The following is an 18,444-nucleotide window of genomic DNA, read 5'->3' as shown; positions in this document are numbered from 1 at the left end:
GGCAAGGCGCGAGGAACGCGGTTTGGTTGTTTCAAATAAGTTCCGAGTAACGCAGCCCTGCATCCAGTGGGCCCCGTCCCTTCGGGTTGCGTGCCAAACTGCGCGAGGCTGCGTTGCAGGATTTGCCAAGGGAACAACCATTGGCGGCATCCCGCGCCTTGCCTCGCGCAGTTTGGCCCAGCAACGCGGCTCGCTACCAAACGTCAACAGACCCTCCTGTTCTATATCAACGAGCCTTGAGCTTCTGATCGATGGCATCCATCAGCAGGCCACCGATGTCGGTGCCGAACGCGTTATCAATCTCGCGAATGCAGGTCGGGCTGGTGACGTTGATTTCGGTCAGGTGCTCACCAATCACGTCCAGGCCCACGAACAGCAGGCCTTTCTCGCGCAGGGTCGGGCCGACCTGTGCAGCGATCCAGCGATCCTTGTCGCTGAGCGGGCGAGCTTCGCCGCGACCACCAGCGGCGAGGTTGCCACGGGTTTCGCCAGCGGCAGGAATCCGCGCCAGGCAGTAATCCACCGGCTCGCCGTCGATCATCAGGATGCGTTTGTCGCCGTCCTTGATCGCCGGCAGGTAGGCCTGGCCCATGATCTGCTGGGTGCCCAGCGCGGTCAGGGTTTCCAGAATCACCGACAGGTTCGGATCGCCCGCGCGATGACGGAAGATCGAGGTGCCGCCCATGCCGTCCAGCGGCTTGAGGATCACGTCGCCATGCTTGGCGGCGAATTCACGCAGCACGTCGGCGCGGCGGCTGACCACGGTCGGCGGCGTGCACTGCGGGAACAGCGTGGCGAACAGCTTTTCGTTGCAGTCACGCAGGCTTTGCGGCTTGTTGACCACCAGCACGCCAGCGCGCTCGGCTTGCTCCAGCAGGTAAGTGGAGTAGACGAACTCCATGTCGAACGGCGGATCCTTGCGCATCAGGATCACGTCCAGATCGCTCAGCAGCGCGTCGGTCTCGGCTTCCAGTTCAAACCATTTTTCCGGGTTGGCGAAGACTTTCAGCGGACGCATCCGCGCACGGGCCTCGCCTTCACCCTGATACAAATCGCGCTGCTCCATATAGAACAGTTCCCAGCCGCGCTTCTGTGCGGCCAGCAGCATGGCCAGCGAGCTATCCTTTTTATAGGAGATGCTGGCAATAGGATCCATGACAATCCCGACGCGAACGCTCATGGGTTTTTCCTCGAATTTGGGGGCCGGAGCGGCTTTAAAAAAGTGGCGTCAGAGTGGCGCTGAGTGTGTTCCTGGTCAAGGAAAAACCACCGCACCTGTCGCCCGATAGATTGGTTTTAGAGACTGTGCTAAAAAGGCTGCCATATCGTTCTGGCCCTTAAACATCAAGGGCTTCGAGCCTCCGGTTATCGGAAATGGACAATTTGATTCGCAAAGGCGACGGCAGAGCATTTATGGACCAGCATTCCAGCGCCTTGAAGGTCATGGTGATCGACGATTCGAAGACGATTCGTCGCACCGCCGAAACGCTGTTGAAGAACGTGGGGTGTGAGGTCATCACGGCCATCGACGGTTTCGATGCCCTGGCGAAGATTGCCGACAATCATCCCGGCATCATCTTCGTCGACATCATGATGCCGCGCCTGGATGGCTATCAGACCTGCGCGTTGATCAAGAACCACAGTGCGTTCAAGTCCACGCCAGTGATTATGCTGTCGTCCAAGGACGGGCTGTTCGACAAGGCCAAGGGGCGCATCGTCGGCTCCGACCAGTTTTTGACCAAGCCTTTCAGCAAGGAAGAACTGCTGAACGCGATCCAGGCCCATGTACCGGGCTTCGCCGCCGTTTTGCCGCACTAGGACACGCACAGTGACGCTCGGCCAGCGGGCCCGGCGTCGACAAGAATGGGGAAGACCATGGCACGTATTCTGATCGTCGATGATTCGCCGACTGAAATGTACAAACTGACCGGCATGCTGGAAAAGCACGGTCATGAAGTGTTGAAAGCCGAAAACGGCGCCGACGGCGTGGCCTTGGCCCGCCAGGAAAAACCTGACGCGGTGCTGATGGACATCGTCATGCCCGGCCTCAACGGTTTCCAGGCGACCCGCCAGTTGACCAAAGACCCGGACACCGGGCACATCCCGGTGATCATCATCACCACCAAGGATCAGGAAACCGACAAAGTCTGGGGCACGCGCCAGGGCGCGAAGGATTACCTGACCAAACCGGTCGACGAAGAGACCCTGATCGAAACCCTGAACAACGTGCTGGCCGGTTGATCGTCCGGCCATGACCGAGTCGCTGACGGCTTTCGAACTGCTGCTGCAGATCGACCAGCGCTGTCGTCTGCTGGCGGCGGATTTGCCGTCCCAGCCGACCCGACAGGACCGCTGGAGCGGCATCGGTTTTCGCCTGGGCGAGCACTGGTATGTCGCGCCCATGGGTGAAGTCAGCGAAGTCCTGCACGAGCCGCGTTTCACCCAATTGCCGGGTGTCAAACCCTGGGTCAAGGGTGTGGCCAACCTGCGCGGGCGATTGCTGCCGATCATGGATTTGTGCGGCTTCTTCGGTCATGAACAGTCGACCCTGCGTAAACAGCGGCGGGTGTTGGTGGTGGAACACGGCGAAGTGTTTGCCGGGTTGATGGTCGACGAAGTCTTCGGCTTGCAGCACTTTGCCCAGGACAGTCTGGAGCCGGTATTGATGGCCGATCTGCACGGGCCGATTTCAGCGTTCGTCAAAGGCCGGTTTCAGCGTGAGCAGAGCTGGCAGGTGTTCAGTCCGTTTACGTTGGCGCAGTCGCAAAGCTTTATGCATGTAGCGTTGTAATCAAGGCGACATGCAACTTTGTAGGAGCGAGGCTTGCCCGCGAAGCAGGCGACGCGGAGTTACAGAAAAACCGCGTTTTCGTTCTTCGCGGGCAAGCCTCGCTCCTACAAGAGCGTCGTTGAATTGGGCAGTACAGGCGAGGACCGATGATAAAAACAAAGACAGGCAAGCCAGAAGGATCGCGCAGCCGCTCGCAGATCATCGTGCTGTTCATCGCGCTGATCATCTTCATCATGCTGCTGTTCGCCAACTTCGCTTACCTCAACACTCAAGCCACGTACGACAAACAGTACATCGGCCACGCCGGCGAGTTGCGCGTGCTGTCCCAACGCATCGCCAAAAACGCCACCGAAGCCGCTGCCGGCAAGGCTGCCGCGTTCAAGCTGCTGAGCGATGCACGCAACGACTTCGCCCAGCGTTGGGGTTATCTGAAGAAAGGCGATCCGGCCACCGGCCTGCCGCCGGCACCGGCCACCGTGCGCCCGGAAATGCGCGCCGTGCAGCTCGACTGGGAACGCTTGCTGAAAAACACCGACGCGATCCTCTCCAGCGAACAGACCGTACTGTCGCTGCATCAGGTCGCCGCGACGCTGGCTGAAACCGTGCCGCAGTTGCAGGTCGAATACGAAAAAGTCGTCGAAATCCTCTTGCAGCGCGGTGCTCCGGCCGGTCAGGTCGCCATGGCCCAGCGTCAGTCGCTGTTGGCCGAACGCATTCTGGGCGCGGTGAATACTGTGCTGTCCGGCGATGAAAACTCGCAGCAGGCCGCCGACGCTTTCGGTCGTGACGCCGCGCGATTCGGTCAGGTGCTCAACGGCATGCTCCAGGGCAATGCGTCGCTGCGGGTCAGCCAGGTCGAAGACCGCGATGCTCGCGCCCGGTTGAGCGAGATTTCCGAACTGTTCGAATTCGTCTCCGGCTCTGTTGATGAGATCCTCGAAACCTCGCCGGAGCTGTTCAAGGTTCGCGAATCGGCGAGCAACATTTTCACCTTGTCGCAAACCTTGCTCGACGAAGCCTCGCACCTGGCCACCGGGTTCGAAAACCTGGCCGGCGGACGCGACACCGACACCATCGGCGGCTATGTGCTGGGCCTGCTGGCGCTGATGTCGATCATCCTCATCGGCCTGGTGATGGTTCGCGAAACCAATCGCCAGCTGCGCGAAACCGCCGAGAAGAACGAGCGTAACCAGAACGCGATCATGCGCCTGCTCGACGAGATCGAAGACCTGGCCGACGGCGACCTGACCGTGACCGCCTCGGTGACCGAAGACTTCACCGGGACCATCGCCGATTCGATCAACTATTCCGTCGATCAACTGCGCGACCTGGTGGCAACCATCAACCTCACCGCCGGCCAGGTCGCCGCCGCCGTGCAGGAAACCCAGGCCACCGCCATGCACCTGGCCCAGGCTTCGGAGCATCAGGCGCAACAGATCAGCGAAGCCTCCACGGCGATCAACGACATGGCCCAGTCCATCGACCAGGTCTCGGCGAACGCTGCCGAGTCCTCGGCGGTGGCCGAGCGTTCGGTGGAGATCGCCAACAAGGGCAACGAGGTGGTGCACAACACCATCCACGGCATGGACAACATTCGCGAGCAGATTCAGGACACCGCCAAGCGGATCAAGCGTCTGGGTGAGTCCTCGCAGGAAATCGGCGACATTGTCAGCCTGATCGATGACATTGCCGACCAGACCAACATCCTCGCGCTCAACGCGGCGATTCAGGCCTCGATGGCCGGCGACGCCGGGCGCGGTTTTGCGGTGGTGGCTGACGAAGTGCAGCGGCTGGCCGAGCGTTCGTCCGCCGCCACCCGGCAGATCGAAACCCTGGTGCGGGCGATTCAGACCGACACCAACGAAGCCGTGATTTCCATGGAGCAAACCACCACCGAAGTGGTGCGCGGCGCGCGTCTGGCGCAGGATGCCGGAGTGGCCCTGGAAGAAATCGAAGGGGTATCGAAGACCCTTGCAGCGCTGATCCAGAGCATTTCCAACGCAGCGCAGCAGCAGACGTCTTCGGCCGGTCAAATTTCCCTGACGATGAATGTGATCCAGCAGATCACCACGCAGACGTCATCGGGCTCCACCGCCACCGCCGAGAGCATCGGCAACCTGGCGAAAATGGCCAGTCAGCTACGGCGATCGGTGTCCGGTTTCACCTTGCCGGCGGCCAAGGCGCAAGCTGTGGATAAAGTGTGAAGGCCCGCAGGCGTTTGCGTTTTTTTGAGTAGAGCAGTGATTTGGAGTGGTTATGGGTGATCGGCACGACTATGTGGCCCTTGAGTGGGTCAAAGGCGTGATTGCCGAAACGCTGAAAGTGGCTCATCAAGCAATCGAAACCCTGCTTGATGACCCTCAGGCGACGCACGCCCTGAGCGATTGCCTGGCGTGCATCCATCAGGTTCACGGCAGCTTGCAGATGGTCGAATTCTACGGCGCGGCCCTGCTCGCCGAAGAAATGGAACAACTGGCCACCGCCTTGCAGCAGAACCGCGTCAGCCATCGCGACGAGGCGCTTCACCTGTTACTGCAAGCCATCGGGCAACTGCCGATCTACCTCGACCGGGTGCAAGGTGCGCGCCGTGACCTGCCCTTGGTGGTGCTGCCGTTGATCAACGACTTGCGCAGTGCCCGGGGCGAAAGCCTGTTGTCGGAAACCAGTCTGTTCAGCCCGCAATTGCTCGACCTGCCGGCGCTGGACGAAGAGTTGCTGGCATTGCTTGAACCGGCAGATTTACCCACTGTGCTGCGCAAGTTGCGGCAGATGCTGCAAATGGCCTTGGTCGGATTGCTGCGCGAGCAGGATGACGACACTAACCTCGGTTATCTGACCAAGGTTTTTTCACACCTTGAAGGGCTGTGCGGCAACGCGCCCTTGAGCCCGTTGTGGCAAGTTGCCTCGGCGCTGGTCGAAGGCATGCGCGGTGGCTCGATTGCCAACAGCCCCGCGCTGCGCAGCCTGTTCAAGGATGCCGACAAAGAACTCAAACGCCTGCTCGAACAGGGCATACGCGGCATCAATCAGCCGGCACCGCCGGAGTTGCTCAAGAGTTTGCTGTTCTACATTGCCAAGGCCGAACACCCCACCGGGCAGATGCTGACCATGAAAGATCGTTACTCACTGGACGACGCGCTGCCTGACAGCGCAATGGTCGACGAAGAACGCGTCCGCCTGGCCGGTCCTGACCGTGACGCCATGCGCTCGGTGCTGGCCGCGCTCTGTGAGGAGCTGGTGCGGGTCAAGGAGCGCCTCGATCTGTTCGTGCGCAGTGACCGCCAGCACACCTCAGACCTCGAAACCCTGTTGGCGCCGCTGCGGCAAATCGCCGACACCCTGGCGGTGCTGGGTTTCGGCCAGCCGCGCAAAGTCATCATCGATCAACTGGCTGTGGTGCTGAGCCTTGCTCAGGGCCAGCGCGAACCCAACGACGCCATTCTCATGGACGTCGCCGGGGCCTTGCTCTACGTCGAAGCGACGCTGGCCGGCATGGTCGGCACCGTTGAGCCGGAGAGCCAGGAAGAAAGTCACCTGCCGACCACCGACCTGACGCAGATCCATCAGATCGTGATCAAGGAAGCGCGCATCTGCCTGCAACAGGCCAAGGACATGATCGTCGACTACATCGACGCCGACTGGGACCGCCAGCATTTGCAGGCATTGCCGGCGTTGCTGACCCAAGTGCGCGGCGCGCTGTCGATGATTCCGTTAAACCGTGCGGCGAGCCTGATCGAAACCTGCAACCACTTCATTCGCGAGCATCTGCTGCTGGACCCGGACCAGCCCGGCTGGCAGGAACTGGACAGCCTGGCTGACGTCATCACCAGCATCGAGTACTACCTGGAACGTCTCAGCGACGACCCCGAGGCACCGGGCGAACAATTGCTCGACGTGGCGGAAAAAAGCCTGGCCTCACTCGGGTTTTTCCCCAGCGAACAGCATGTGCCGATGCTTGAGGATGTGCTCAGCCCGAGTGAAGCCCAGGTGATGCAGGGCCTTCAGGAACTCGATGATCCGGATACCGTCCAGTCGCTGGCCGATGTTTTGGCCAGCCCAGTGTCTTCGGTCAATCCGCCAGCCCTGACCACCCCGGGCAGCCTGCTGCCACCGCCCGCCGGCGAAGAACCGGTGGACGATGAACTGCGGGAAGTCTTCCTCGAAGAAACTGATGAGGTCCTGGATATCCTCCGGGAATATTTGCCGCGCTGGGCGGCCACTCCCGGCGATGTACCCGCCTTGAGTGAACTGCGCCGGGCGTTCCACACCTTGAAAGGCAGTGGCCGGATGGTCCGTGCGCTGGTGCTGGGCGAGCTGGCGTGGGCGGTGGAAAACCTGCTCAACCGGGTGCTGGAACACAGTGTTGCGCCTGGGGCGGCGGTGCAACAATTGCTCGGCGATGCACTGAACCTGCTGCCGGAGCTGGTGGCCGAATTCGCCGCCAATGCCCAACGCCAGCGCAACGACGTCGACCAGTTAGCGGCTCGCGCCCATGCCCTCGCCAAGGGCGATGCGCCTGCCAGCGATGAAGATACTCAGGACGTCGCGGCACTCGATCCGCTGTTGCTGGAGATCTTCCGCAAGGAAGCCGAGACCCATCTCGCCAGCCTCAACCGCTTCCTCGATCAAGCCGCCGAGCATGTGCCGCTGCAGGCCAGCGACGAGTTGCAACGGGCGTTGCACACCTTGAAAGGCAGCGCCTCAATGGCCGGCGTCTTGCCAATCGCCGAACTGGCGACGCCGCTGGATCAACTCGCCCGTGAGTACAAGGCGCACCTGATCGCCCTCGACCTCGACGAAGTCGAACTGCTGCTGGAAGCCGAAGGTCTGTTCCGCCTCGGGTTGCGGCAGCTCAAGGGTGACCCGCTGGCCGAGATTCCGGGCGCTCATTCGCTGATCGAGCGCACCAAGGCGCTGCTCGCCGAGCGTCTGGACGCGCTCTTGAAAGCGCCGAACACCGCGCTGCGGACCAAGCGCGATCCGCAGCTGATCAACAATTTCCTGGCCCAGGGCATGGACATCCTGCTGGACGCCGAAAGCCTGTTGCAGCGCTGGCAGCAGCACCCCGGCGAGCGTCAGGAACTCAGCGCGTTGCTGGACGAATTGACCACGTTGGGCGAAGGCGCACACCTCGCCGATCTGCACCCGGTGGATGAACTCTGCGAAGCGTTGCTCGACCTGTACGGCGCGGTCGAAGAAAGCAGCCTGGCGGTCAGCGACCGGTTTTTTCACGAGGCGCAAAGTGCCCACGAAGCGCTGATCAACATGCTCGACGAACTCGCCGCCGGCCAGGAAGTCAGCCCGCAACCGGAACGCATCCGGGCCTTGCGCGGCTTGCTGGATGAAAGCCTGGATCCGTCGTCCATGGGCCTGATCCGCAGCGACGGCAGCCGTACCCTGAGCATCCGGGAACTGGGCAGCGCCACCGCGGAACTGGAACAGACCGCGACCCAGGTCGAGCTGGACGATGAGATCGTTTCGATCTTCCTCGAAGAAGCCGTGGATATCCTTGAGAGCGCCGGCCAGGCCCTGCAGCGCTGGCTGAGCGACCCGGAAAACGCCGCGCCGCTGTCGTCCTTGCAGCGCGATTTGCACACCCTCAAGGGTGGTGCGCGGATGGCCGAGGTCGAGCCGGTCGGCGACCTGGCCCATGAATTGGAAAGTCTTTACGAAGGCCTGGTGGACCGCCGTTACAGCCACAGCGAAACCTTGGCGCAGCTGCTGCAACAGAGCCATGACCGCCTCGCGGTGCTGCTTGAACAGCTTCAAAACCAGCACGTCTTGGGTGCCCCGAACGAGCTGATCGAGGCGATTCGCGAGTTCCGTCAGGGCAACGCCAACACCGCCGAAGTGGCGGAACCCGCGCCGGCCAATGACTCGCCGGGGCATGATCCCGAATTGCTGGACATCTTCCTTGAGGAAGGCTTCGACATCATCGAAAACTCCGGCGCGGCCCTCGTGCGCTGGCAAGCCGAGCCGTCGAACCGCCAGGAAGTGGAAACCCTGTTGCGCGACTTGCACACGCTCAAGGGTGGCGCGCGGATGGTGGAAATTGCCCCCATCGGCGACCTCGCCCATGAGCTGGAATTTCTCTACGAAGGCCTCTCCGCAGGCGTGCTGCAACCGACTCCCGCGCTGTTCGCGCTGCTGCAAAGCAGTCACGACCGACTGGCACAAATGCTCGATGCCACCCGCGCCGGTCAGCCCTTGCCGCCGGCCGATCGGTTGATCGACGCGATCAAGAACTTCAGTCATCCCGCCGTTCTCGATACGCCAGTGGTGCTGCCCGCCGCGCCGAAACCGGACACGCCCGTACCGCAAGCCGAAGCGGGCGCCGACATGGTCAAGGTCTCGGCAGAGCTGCTCGATGATCTGGTCAATCTGGCCGGTGAAACGTCGATCTTCCGTGGCCGTATCGAGCAACAGGTCAACGATGCGCGGGTGGCCCTGAGCGAGATGGAAACCACCATCGAGCGGATGCGCGATCAGTTGCGCCGGCTCGATACCGAAACCCAGGGACGGATTCTCAGCCGCCAGCAAGTCGAAGCCGAACGTCTGGGCTACGAAGAATTCGATCCGCTGGAAATGGACCGTCACTCGCAGTTGCAGCAATTGTCGCGGGCGCTGTTCGAATCGGCCTCCGACCTGCTCGACCTCAAGGAAACCCTCGACCGCCGCAATCAGGACGCGGAAAACCTGCTGCAACAGCAGGGCCGCATCAACACCGAATTGCAGGAAGGCCTGATGCGTACGCGCATGGTGCCGTTCGAACGGATGCTGCCGCGCTTGAAGCGGATCGTCCGCCAGGTTTCCAGTGAGCTGGGCAAAGACGTCGAGTTCATTGTCGGCAATGCCGAAGGCGAGATGGATCGCAACGTGCTCGAGCGCATGGCGGCACCGCTGGAGCACATGCTGCGCAACGCCGTGGACCACGGTCTGGAGTCGGCCGATGTGCGCATCGCGGCGGGCAAACCGGCTCAGGGTCGGATCACGCTCGACCTGTCCCGCGAGGGCGGCGACATCATTTTCGACATCCGCGACGACGGCGCGGGCGTGCCGCTGGACGCTGTACGGCGCAAGGCGATCAAGCGCGGCTTGCTGGCCCCGGACGCCGATATCAGCGACCGCGAAGTGCTGCAATTCATCCTGCAACCGGGGTTCTCCACCGCCGAGAAAATCACCCAGATCTCCGGGCGTGGCGTGGGCATGGACGTGGTTCACGAAGAAGTCCGGCAGCTCGGCGGCACCATGGTCATCGACTCGACACCGGGGCAGGGCGTGCACTTCCGCATTCGCCTGCCGTTTACCGTGTCGGTCAACCGCGCGCTGATGGTGCAATGCCTGGAGGATCAATACGCGATCCCGCTGAACACCATCGATGGCATCGTTCGCGTGTTGCCCAACGAACTTGAAGGGCATTACCGGCTCGATCCGCCGACCTACGAATACGCCGGACAACGTTACGAACTGTGCTACCTCGGTGAGTTGCTGAAAACCAGCACCCGTCCGAAACTGTTGGGCCAGAGCCTGCCGCTGCCGGTATTGCTGGTGCAATGCAACGAGCGGCATATCGCCGTGCAGGTTGACTCCATGGCCGGCACTCGGGAGATCGTGGTCAAAAGCCTCGGCCCGCAGTTTGCGTCGGTGCAGGGGCTGTCCGGGGCGACGATTCTTGGCGATGGCCGGGTGGTGCTGATTCTCGACTTGCTGGCGCCAATCCGCGCCATGCAGGCGCAGGTGCCGCAGCGCACGCAGACCCAGGACGCGGAGGTCGAGCCGCATAAACCGCTGCTGGTGTTGGTGGTCGACGATTCGGTCACCGTCCGCAAGGTCACCAGCCGTCTGCTGGAACGCCACGGCATGAACGTGCTGACCGCCAAGGACGGGGTCGACGCCATGCTGCTGCTCGAAGAACACATGCCCGACCTGATGCTGCTGGACATCGAAATGCCGCGCATGGACGGTTTCGAAGTGGCGACCCAAGTGCGCAGTGACGAACGTTTGCAGCACTTGCCGATCATCATGATCACCTCCCGCACCGGCCAGAAACACCGCGACCGCGCCATGGCCATCGGCGTCAACGACTACCTCGGCAAGCCGTACCAGGAATCGGTGCTGCTCGACAGCATCGCCCTGTGGAGCAAAACCCATGCTTGATCCCCATTTTTACCAGCGCACCAACAATCTGACCGGCCTGCTGTTGCCGTTGGCTGACCGCAATCTGATTCTGCCCAACGTGGCGGTGGCGGAGTTGATCGACTATCAACCGGGGGCGTTCGATCTGGACACGCCACCGTGGTATCTGGGGTTGGTGAAGTGGCGGGATCGGCAGATTCCATTGCTGAGTTTCGAGTCGGCGTGCGGCAGTAAAATCGTCATCGGCGAGCGGGCGCGGATCGTGATTCTCAATGCCCTTGGTGGGCGCCCGGAGCTGAAGTTCATTGCGCTACTGGTGCAGGGGATTCCACGGTCGTACAAGCTCGACAGTCAGTTGAGTTATGTGGATGTGCCGCTGTGTTCGCTGGAACAGGCGGCGGTGCAGGTGGGGGAGCAAGTGGCCAAAGTGCCTGACTTGCTGGCGCTGGAGGAGTTGCTTGTTACAGCAGGGTTAGCCCACTGATCGTTCCCACGCTCCGCGTGGGAATGCCTCTTCGGACGCTCCGCGTTCGGCTGTTGAAGGGACGCAGAGCGTCCCGGGCTGCATTCCCACGCAGAGCGTGGGAACGATCATGACCTGACGGCTAAACCTTGGCCTGAGCCCGCAGCTGCATCTGCAACGACTCATGGTGATCCAGCGCCCGCTCCACCAACAACTGCACACCATCGGCCATTCGACTGAGCGCCAGGGCTACCGAGCGGCGTGATCCTTCAACATCGTCCGCCAGATCGGCCGCAATGGCGCTGATGGACAGCAAGTCTTCAGAGGCGTTGGCCAGCAGGGCTTCGGTATCGATATCGGGGGAGACGCTGAAGAGGTGATGTTTGCGGCGCTTGCCCGGTTTTTCATGGGGTGGGAAGTAGTAGGAAAAGACGCGGTCGGCGGCTTCCTTGAGTTTTTCGGCTTCGAGGGTTGCTTCGGAACCGGTGTCGGATTCCGGCGGATTGGGAGTTGGTTTGAACATAGTGAAGCTCCATTTAATGAGTTTCAGCTGCTCCATCGGGTTCCAATCGAAGGGGTGGCAGCTGTACGCGGGTTGGAACCCGGGCAAACGGACAAAACCCGACAGACTCTAAGGTCTCCCGCGCACAGCCGCCATAACGGAGTGCACCCATTAAAGGTGCGCAAGCATACGTTATGGAAGGCGTTTTTGCCTCGTTAACACCACGGGGTTCCAATCCCGGTCGCTGAATTGGCAGCGACCCATAAACGATAAAGATCTACACCAAAGCGCACCAGTCAGCGGCTTCCGGCATTGCTGTAGGCCGCGACGCCAGACGGCGTAGCCTCTCACCGTTCCTGCGGACAAATGTTTAAACACAAATCCCCATTCGGCTCGCGACAGGTTGAAGATTCCCAAAAAGGGACCTATCGTTCCCTTTTTGGGACTCATCGGTTGCCACTGTGAAAAACCTTTCCCTCAGCGAAGCCTTGTTCACGACCACTCAGCAAAAAGTGCTGGGCTTGTTGTTCGGCAAACCCGACCGCAGTTTTTACGCTAACGAGATCGCCCGCTGGGCTCAAGTGGGTAAAGGCAGCCTCATGCGCGAGTTGGATCGATTGCAGCAGGCCGGCGTGCTGACCCTGAGCCGTCAGGGCAACCAGACCCACTATCAAGCCAATCCGCAATGCCCGATCTATGCCGAACTGTCAGGCATCGTCCGCAAGACTTTTGGTATTGCCGAGCCCCTACGCCAAGCGCTGCAACCCTTTGCCGAACAGATCACCTGGGCATTTGTGTACGGTTCGATCGCCAAGGATTCGGCAAACGCATCCAGTGACATTGATCTCATGCTGATCGGCGAAAGCCTTCACTACAGTGAAGTGATGGAGCTGCTAATGCCTCTGGAGGAACAACTGGGCCGCGTCCTCAACCCGACGCTCTACACCCCCGACGACTGGGCTGCAAAACTGGTGGCTGAAAACAGCTTTGTGGTGCGGGTGGCGCAGCAGGACAAGATCAACCTGATGGGGGGAAACCCTTTGGAGTCCAAGGATGGGCAGCAACGAGAATCTGGAGAACCTGTTACGTAGCGGTGGATTGAAAGCCGAACCGCCGGACCGCAAGGAATGCGAAGGGCTGATGCGTTCCGCTGTGGATCGATTGAAAGATGCGCAAACGTCTTCGCTTTCCTTCGCAAGCCGTTTTGACTTGGCTTACAACGCCGCCCATGCCTTGGCTCTGACGGCTCTTCGCTTGTGTGGTTACCGCTCAGACAAGAGATACCTGGTGTTTCAGTGCCTGGTTCATACCGCTGATATTGGCAAAGTGCAGGTTCGGTTATTCGCGCTGTGCCATGAGCGACGAAACCTGGCGGAGTACGAAGGCTATATGGACGAAGATCCGGCGTTGTTGGCGCAGTTGTTGGAAAGCGCTGAGCAGTTGCTGGTTCGTGTGCAGCAGCAGATGGCTGGTCTGTAATTATTCTTCATTGAAAACAGCGGTGATCGCTCTGGCCCCTTCGCGAGCAAGCCCGCTCCCACATTTGATTTGATTCGTACCCCAACCTGAGTACACCAATGAACCAATGTGGGAGCGGGCTTGCTCGCGAAGGGGTCGGTACAGTCACCGCAACTCTACGCTAACCATTACCCTGACCGTAACAATCCACCACTCTGCTTGATTGATGCCCCCACCCAACACTCCTAAGGTGACTCCCACGACAGCGAACCCGTGGAGTGGTCATGACAACAACAATATCCCCCGACTCGCGATGGACGCGGCGGCGCAGCGAAAAGCAGCGGCGTCTCGAACTGGTGCGCAGCCTGGCCGACGGTGTGGTGTTGCCCACCGACAACATCGTCGCCGCGCTGGAAGCGTTGATTCTGCCCGGCGACCGCGTGGTGCTGGAGGGCAATAACCAGAAGCAGGCGGATTTCCTCTCCCACACCCTGGCCAAGGCCGATCCCGCCAAGCTGCATGACCTGCACATGATCATGCCCTGCGTCGGCCGTTCTGAGCACCTGGACCTGATCGCCCGCAAGCTCGACTTCTCCTTCGCCGGCACCCAGAGCCTGCGCATCAGCCAGTTACTGGAAGATGGCCTGCTGGAAATCGGTGCGATCCACACCTACATCGAGCTCTATGCGCGGCTGGTGGTCGACCTGATTCCCAGCGTCGTGCTCTCGGCCGGTTTCATGGCCGACCGCGCCGACAACATCTATACCGGCCCGAGCACCGAAGACACACCCGCATTGATCGAACCGGCCGCGTTCAGCGACGGCATCGTCCAGGTCAATCAACTGGTGGACGATGTCAGCGACCTGCTGCGCGTCGACATCCCCGCGTCCGGGGTCGACTTCGTGGTGGTGGCCGACCAGCCGTTCTACATCGAACCGCTGTTCACCCGCGACCCACGCCACATCAAGCCTGTGCGCGTGTTGATGGCGATGATGGCGATCCGCGGGATCTACGAGAAACACAACGTCCAGTCCCTGAACCACGTCAGGGTGATGAACGTTTCTTCGCGCACTTCGGCCAGGTCAACTTCCGCCCGATGGGCAAACTTCGAATCCGCCGGCGTGGCCAGGAAGATGTCATCGGAAAACAGCGGAATCTGCTTGCAGTCCGGGTTGTTGACGCTGTCGTCCAAGGACACCAGGATCGCGTCGACTTCCATGTTCTTGAGCTTGTACAGCAGGTCGAAATTCGAGCCGAGGATCAGGTCGATGTTGAGTTCGCTGCGGCGGATTTTCAGGCCCATGATCAACTGCCGCAAGGTCTTCACCGTCAGCGAATACAACGAGCCGAGCTTGAAACGTTCAGCCGAGAATCCGGCCGCTTCACGGGTCAGACGCACGGTTTCGACCACGTCCTGAAACAGCTTCTGCGCCCGTTCTTCCAGCACATAAGCACTTTCCAACGGTGTCAGGTTGCGGCCTTCGTGTTTGAACACGGGCAGCGCAGGGCGCTTTCCAGAGAGTGAATCGCCCGGTGCACGCTGACGTTGCTGGTTTGCGATTCGGCGGCGGCCCGGGCCAGGTTGCCGGTGCGCATGAAGGCGAGGAACACCTCGAGTTTTTTCAGGGTCAACTCTTCGTCGATCAGCATGGCGTGGACTCTTACTCGAATGGCTCGATTGTGCACGTATGAGGGAAATTGTGATCTGAAACATTGCGCTTTTAAACTCAAGGGCTGAGCCTTGCGCGATGTTGTAACGAATTTTGAGGTGAGCAATACATGTATCACGGGGAAAGATTGAACGCCTGGACGCATCTGGTCGGGGCGGTGGCAGCGACGGTCGGGGTGGTGTGGATGGTGGTGATTGCCAGCATGGACGGCAGCCCGTGGAAGATCGTCAGCGTGGCGATTTACGGATTTACCTTGATGGTGCTTTACAGCGCATCGACCGTTTACCACAGCGTGCGCGGGCGCAAGAAAGCGATCATGCAGAAAGTCGATCACTTTTCGATCTACCTGCTGATCGCCGGCAGTTACACGCCGTTTTGCCTGGTGACGTTGCGCGGGCCCTGGGGCTGGACGTTGTTCGGGATTGTCTGGGGGCTGGCGCTGATCGGCATCCTGCAAGAGATCAAGCCGCGGTCGGAAGCGCGGATTCTGTCGATCGTGATTTATGCGGTGATGGGCTGGATTGTGTTGGTGGCGGTCAAGCCGTTGCTCGCGGCGCTGGGCAGAACAGGGTTCGCCTGGCTGGCGTCGGGCGGGGTGTTGTACACCGTCGGGATTGTCTTTTTTGCCCTGGATCATCGGTTGCGGCATGCGCACGGGATCTGGCATTTGTTCGTGATTGCGGGGAGTTTGCTGCACTTTGTCGCAATTTTGTTTTATGTCCTTTAAACCGCGTCGCGGTCATTCGCGAGCAAGCCCGCTCCCACATTAAATCGGTATGTTGCTGAAGATTTGTGAATTACCACAAATCCCCTGTGGGAGCGGGCTTGCTCGCGAAGGCTGACTAGAAGTCTCCCCAAAGCTGCTGGGCCACCGCCAGTGCAACCACTGGCGCGGTCTCTGTCCGCAACACCCGAGGCCCGAGGCGAGCGGCATGAAAACCGGCACTCTTGGCCTGATCCACTTCAGCATCCGACAGCCCACCCTCAGGCCCGATCAGAAACGCCAACGTCCCAGGCTTCTCATGACTCACCAAGGGCTCAGCCACAGGATGCAGCACCAGTTTCAATTCAGCCTCGGTCTGCTTCAACCAGTCCGCCAACAACAGCGGCGGATGAATCACCGGCACCCGCGAACGCCCGCATTGCTCGCACGCGCTGATCGCAACCTGGCGCCAGTGCATCAGGCGTTTGTCGGCGCGTTCGTCCTTCAGGCGGACTTCACAGCGGTCGCTGAAAATCGGGGTGATTTCGGTGACGCCCAGTTCAGTGGCTTTCTGAATCGCCCAATCCATGCGCTCGCCACGGGACAAGCCCTGGCCGAGATGGATCGCAAGCGTCGATTCGACCTGCCCGGCGAAGCTTTCATCGATCTGCACGACGACGCGCTTCTTGCCGACCTCCACCAGCGTGGCGCGAAACTCATGGCCCGAGCCGTCGAACAGTTGCAGCGCATCACCCTCGGCCATGCGCAGCACGCGGCTGATGTAATGGGCCTGGGCTTCTGGCAACTCGTGTTGGCCGATGCTCAGGGGGGCGTCGATGAAGAAGCGGGACAGTCTCATGCTGGGTCTCTACTGAATCTGATGTTCGGCATTGTAATGGGGGTCGATCTGGCTTTTGTGGCGAGGGGATTTATCCCCGTTCGGCTGCGAAGCAGTCGTCAATCCGGCTAATGCGGTTTAACTGATAAATCGTGGTTACCGGATTTGGGGCCGCTTCGCGACCCTACGGGGCGGTGCGACGTTTCGCTAAATCCCCTCACCACAGATAAATCTTCCCACCACAGGGAGCTGTGTCGGTCTTTAGCCCGGATCGCGGAAGCCGGGGTGGAAGTCCTTCGGCACCGACACGCTGACGCCATCACGGGTCGCGATGTCGATGCCTTCACTGGCCACTTCAGCCAGAAAGTCGATCTGCTCCGGCGTAATCACGTACGGCGGCAGGAAGTACACCACGCTGCCCAACGGTCGAAGTAAAGCACCGCGCTCCAACGCATGCTGGAACACCTTCAAGCCGCGACGTTCCTGCCACGGATAGGCTTCTTTCGTCGCCTTGTCCTTGACCATCTCGATGGCCAGCACCATGCCGGTTTGGCGCACTTCCGACACGTTCGGGTGGTCAGCCAGGTGTGCGGTGGCGCTGGCCATGCGCTGAGCCAGCGCCTTGTTGTTCTCGATGACGTTGTCTTCTTCGAAGATATCCAGCGTCGCCAATGCCGCCGCGCACGCCAGCGGATTGCCGGTGTAACTGTGCGAATGCAGGAAGGCGCGCAGGGTCGGGTAGTCGTCATAGAAAGCGCTGTAGACGTCTTCGGTCGTCACGCACGCCGCCAGCGGCAGGTAGCCGCCAGTCAGGGCCTTGGACAGGCAGAGGAAGTCCGGGCGGATGCCGGCCTGTTCACAGGCGAACATCGTGCCGGTGCGGCCGAAGCCGACGGCGATTTCGTCGTGAATAAGATGTACGCCATAACGGTCGCAGGCTTCGCGCAGCAACTTGAGATACACCGGGTGATACATGCGCATGCCGCCCGCGCCCTGGATCAACGGCTCGACGATTACCGCAGCGACGGTGTCATGGTTCTCGGCCAGGGTCTGTTCCATAGCGGCGAACAGGTTGCGCGAGTGTTCTTCCCAGCTCATGCCATCGGGGCGCAGGTAGCAATCGGGGCTCGGCACCTTGATGGTGTCCAGCAGCAACGCCTTGTAGGTTTCGGTAAACAGCGGCACGTCGCCCACCGACATCGCCGCCATGGTTTCGCCGTGGTAGCTGTTGGTCAGGGTGACGAAGCGCTTTTTGTTCGGCTGGCCGCGGTTGAGCCAGTAGTGAAAGCTCATTTTCAGCGCGACTTCGATGCAGGACGAACCGTTATCGGCGTAGAAGCACCGGGTCAGGCCTTCCGGCGTCATCTTTACCAGGCGCTCGGACAACTCGATCACCGGCTGATGGCTGAAACCGGCGAGGATCACGTGTTCCAGCTGATCGACCTGATCCTTGATGCGCTGGTTGATGCGCGGGTTGGCGTGGCCAAACACGTTGACCCACCAGGAGCTGACGGCGTCGAGGTAGCGTTTGCCTTCGAAGTCTTCCAGCCACACGCCTTCACCGCGCTTGATCGGGATCAGCGGCAGCTGTTCGTGGTCTTTCATCTGGGTGCAGGGATGCCACAACACCGCGAGATCGCGTTGCATCCACTGATTATTCAGGCCCATGTTCAGTCTCCTCGAGGCGGCTCGCTGGTTTCGCGGGCAAACAATCGCGCAAGCCTATGCAATGCATCGCACGGGGACAACCTATTGTGTCGATTGAGCTACTTTGTATAGGTCGATAGACGTTGCTGGCGGCGTTTTGATGGCTGACGTATTCTTCGCGGTTCTTTGAGTCGTCTGACTCGTAAAACCGCTATTTCCTCGTGTATTTCCGGAGT

At 60.6% G+C, this 18,444-nt stretch carries 13 protein-coding genes and 2 pseudogenes; 10 read left to right on the top strand and 5 right to left on the bottom strand.

Annotated elements, in window-relative coordinates:
• Nucleotides 1-226 precede the first annotated feature (226 nt).
• Complete coding sequence (gene gshB / locus ACYZTM_RS13245; RefSeq protein ID WP_131060578.1) at nt 227-1,180, bottom strand: glutathione synthase; 954 nt, start codon at nt 1,178-1,180, stop codon at nt 227-229.
• A gap of 233 nt (nt 1,181-1,413) precedes the next feature.
• Between gshB and pilG the strand changes: the two genes are divergently transcribed.
• From pilG to ACYZTM_RS13215, 6 genes are all read left to right on the top strand, one after another.
• On the top strand, nt 1,414-1,818 hold the full coding sequence (pilG, locus tag ACYZTM_RS13240) for a twitching motility response regulator PilG (protein WP_461989137.1): 405 nt from the start codon (nt 1,414-1,416) through the stop codon (nt 1,816-1,818).
• A gap of 57 nt (nt 1,819-1,875) precedes the next feature.
• Nucleotides 1,876-2,241 carry a twitching motility response regulator PilH gene (pilH, locus tag ACYZTM_RS13235; RefSeq protein ID WP_461988911.1) on the top strand — a complete coding sequence of 122 codons (366 nt, stop codon included), beginning with the start codon at nt 1,876-1,878 and terminating at the stop codon, nt 2,239-2,241.
• Nucleotides 2,242-2,251: 10 nt separating this feature from the next.
• Nucleotides 2,252-2,791, top strand: coding sequence for a chemotaxis protein CheW (locus ACYZTM_RS13230; RefSeq protein WP_131060579.1), 540 nt, complete (start codon nt 2,252-2,254; stop codon nt 2,789-2,791).
• Between the two features lie 146 nt (nt 2,792-2,937).
• Nucleotides 2,938-4,995: a methyl-accepting chemotaxis protein gene (locus tag ACYZTM_RS13225; protein WP_461988910.1), complete on the top strand. Its 2,058-nt coding sequence runs from the start codon at nt 2,938-2,940 to the stop codon at nt 4,993-4,995.
• A 52-nt stretch (nt 4,996-5,047) separates the two neighbouring features.
• The gene (locus ACYZTM_RS13220) at nt 5,048-10,948 is read left to right on the top strand and encodes an Hpt domain-containing protein (protein ID WP_461988909.1); all 5,901 of its coding nucleotides are present in this window, start codon (nt 5,048-5,050) and stop codon (nt 10,946-10,948) included.
• On the top strand, nt 10,941-11,411 hold the full coding sequence (locus ACYZTM_RS13215; RefSeq protein WP_131060582.1) for a chemotaxis protein CheW: 471 nt from the start codon (nt 10,941-10,943) through the stop codon (nt 11,409-11,411). The genes ACYZTM_RS13220 and ACYZTM_RS13215 overlap by 8 nt, the downstream gene beginning before the upstream one ends.
• Nucleotides 11,412-11,532: 121 nt before the next feature.
• Here ACYZTM_RS13215 and ACYZTM_RS13210 read toward each other — a convergent pair whose 3' ends face one another.
• Nucleotides 11,533-11,913 carry a DUF6124 family protein gene (locus ACYZTM_RS13210; protein WP_131060583.1) on the bottom strand — a complete coding sequence of 127 codons (381 nt, stop codon included), beginning with the start codon at nt 11,911-11,913 and terminating at the stop codon, nt 11,533-11,535.
• Nucleotides 11,914-12,353: 440 nt separating this feature from the next.
• On the opposite strand from ACYZTM_RS13210, the gene ACYZTM_RS13205 reads away from it, so the two are divergent.
• The 3 genes and pseudogenes from ACYZTM_RS13205 to ACYZTM_RS13195 all read left to right on the top strand — a co-directional run.
• The gene (locus ACYZTM_RS13205) at nt 12,354-12,983 is read left to right on the top strand and encodes a transcriptional regulator (protein WP_461988908.1); all 630 of its coding nucleotides are present in this window, start codon (nt 12,354-12,356) and stop codon (nt 12,981-12,983) included.
• On the top strand, nt 12,946-13,371 hold the full coding sequence (locus ACYZTM_RS13200; protein ID WP_131060585.1) for a hypothetical protein: 426 nt from the start codon (nt 12,946-12,948) through the stop codon (nt 13,369-13,371). The genes ACYZTM_RS13205 and ACYZTM_RS13200 overlap by 38 nt, the downstream gene beginning before the upstream one ends.
• A gap of 263 nt (nt 13,372-13,634) precedes the next feature.
• Nucleotides 13,635-14,393: pseudogene (locus tag ACYZTM_RS13195) on the top strand (malonate decarboxylase subunit alpha); the annotation flags it as partial.
• Here the strand turns inward: ACYZTM_RS13195 and ACYZTM_RS13190 are convergent.
• Nucleotides 14,393-15,000: pseudogene (locus ACYZTM_RS13190) on the bottom strand (LysR family transcriptional regulator); the annotation flags it as partial. The pseudogenes ACYZTM_RS13195 and ACYZTM_RS13190 sit on opposite strands and share 1 nt — an antisense overlap.
• Nucleotides 15,001-15,129: 129 nt before the next feature.
• On the opposite strand from ACYZTM_RS13190, the gene trhA reads away from it, so the two are divergent.
• A complete protein-coding gene (trhA, locus tag ACYZTM_RS13185) occupies nt 15,130-15,747 on the top strand; it encodes a PAQR family membrane homeostasis protein TrhA (RefSeq protein WP_461988907.1) in 618 nt (205 codons plus the stop codon).
• 115 nt (nt 15,748-15,862) lie between these two features.
• Here trhA and ACYZTM_RS13180 read toward each other — a convergent pair whose 3' ends face one another.
• Nucleotides 15,863-16,582, bottom strand: coding sequence for a 16S rRNA (uracil(1498)-N(3))-methyltransferase (locus tag ACYZTM_RS13180; protein ID WP_131060587.1), 720 nt, complete (start codon nt 16,580-16,582; stop codon nt 15,863-15,865).
• A 240-nt stretch (nt 16,583-16,822) separates the two neighbouring features.
• Nucleotides 16,823-18,229, bottom strand: a complete 1,407-nt coding sequence (locus ACYZTM_RS13175) for an adenosylmethionine--8-amino-7-oxononanoate transaminase (RefSeq protein WP_131060588.1) — start codon at nt 18,227-18,229, stop codon at nt 16,823-16,825.
• Nucleotides 18,230-18,444 lie beyond the last annotated feature (215 nt).

It is taken from the genome of Pseudomonas sp. MDT2-39-1 (assembly GCF_054898085.1).
This window is presented reverse-complemented; position numbering and strand designations above follow the sequence as displayed.

Coding starts and splice junctions, on each gene's coding strand:
- ACYZTM_RS13220 (WP_461988909.1), top strand. CDS start 5,048: ATGGGTGATCGGCACGACTATGTGGCCCTTGAGTGGGTCAAAGGCGTG.
- trhA (WP_461988907.1), top strand. CDS start 15,130: ATGTATCACGGGGAAAGATTGAACGCCTGGACGCATCTGGTCGGGGCG.
- gshB (WP_131060578.1), bottom strand. CDS start 1,180: ATGAGCGTTCGCGTCGGGATTGTCATGGATCCTATTGCCAGCATCTCC.
- pilH (WP_461988911.1), top strand. CDS start 1,876: ATGGCACGTATTCTGATCGTCGATGATTCGCCGACTGAAATGTACAAA.
- ACYZTM_RS13180 (WP_131060587.1), bottom strand. CDS start 16,582: ATGAGACTGTCCCGCTTCTTCATCGACGCCCCCCTGAGCATCGGCCAA.
- ACYZTM_RS13230 (WP_131060579.1), top strand. CDS start 2,252: ATGACCGAGTCGCTGACGGCTTTCGAACTGCTGCTGCAGATCGACCAG.
- pilG (WP_461989137.1), top strand. CDS start 1,414: ATGGACCAGCATTCCAGCGCCTTGAAGGTCATGGTGATCGACGATTCG.
- ACYZTM_RS13175 (WP_131060588.1), bottom strand. CDS start 18,229: ATGGGCCTGAATAATCAGTGGATGCAACGCGATCTCGCGGTGTTGTGG.
- ACYZTM_RS13225 (WP_461988910.1), top strand. CDS start 2,938: ATGATAAAAACAAAGACAGGCAAGCCAGAAGGATCGCGCAGCCGCTCG.
- ACYZTM_RS13215 (WP_131060582.1), top strand. CDS start 10,941: ATGCTTGATCCCCATTTTTACCAGCGCACCAACAATCTGACCGGCCTG.
- ACYZTM_RS13200 (WP_131060585.1), top strand. CDS start 12,946: ATGGGCAGCAACGAGAATCTGGAGAACCTGTTACGTAGCGGTGGATTG.
- ACYZTM_RS13210 (WP_131060583.1), bottom strand. CDS start 11,913: ATGTTCAAACCAACTCCCAATCCGCCGGAATCCGACACCGGTTCCGAA.